Origin of the sequence: Caballeronia glathei (assembly GCF_000698595.1) — a bacterium.
Taxonomy (GTDB): Bacteria; Pseudomonadota; Gammaproteobacteria; order Burkholderiales; family Burkholderiaceae; genus Caballeronia; species Caballeronia glathei.
This window is the reverse complement of sequence record NZ_JFHC01000285.1, coordinates 1-594: the sequence shown is the minus strand read 5'-3', so window position 1 is coordinate 594 and position 594 is coordinate 1. Positions and strand designations below refer to the sequence as shown.

1 protein-coding gene is annotated in these 594 nt (G+C 58.8%); it reads left to right on the top strand.

The window, feature by feature from the left end; genetic code table 11:
• The first annotated feature begins 10 nt into the window (after positions 1-10).
• A complete protein-coding gene (locus BG61_RS39745; RefSeq protein WP_338152280.1) occupies positions 11-172 on the top strand; it encodes a DUF4142 domain-containing protein in 162 nt (53 codons plus the stop codon).
• The last annotated feature ends 422 nt before the right edge of the window (positions 173-594 follow it).

Sequence of the window (594 nt, the reverse complement as noted above, 5' to 3'; positions counted from 1 at the left end):
CAAGGCCTATATTGAGGCAGTGGTAGACGGTCATCGGAAGGCCGTTGCACTCTTCACGAAGGAAAGCGAGAGCGGCAACAACGCACAGCTTAAGAGCGCGGCGACTAAGGCGCTTCCGATCATCCAGCACCATTACGAGATGGCGCAGCAACTCGCAAAGGGAAAGTCTTGAGCAAGCTCGCGGCTTTCACTGCGATCTGTCCGGGGCTGGGACGTTGAGCGCGTGAAAGACGAGCAGACTGTTAAAACAGATGCTCACGAGCCGTTTGTGGCACGCGGTGTCTGCTCGGTTGGGATGGACGCAGCAAAAGGTCCCGCTCACCGATAGGTGAGCGGGTCAAGGTCCCTGACAGCGCCGCGATGTGGCCGAGCGCGACACTGGAAATTATCCGTAACCGAGGAGAAATGTAACAGGCGCTAACGCACGTCGAAAACGGGCAGAGCATCCGCCGGAAGCGGAACAGTGGATTCGCGAGTTTCGCCGTCGGGGTCGTTACTCCGACTTAAATAAGACGCCGCATGCCCATGGCGACGACGCCTTGAGCGGAGAGCCCGTAGACACGCCGGTGCCGGCGAACGGGGCGTTTTTTTAAG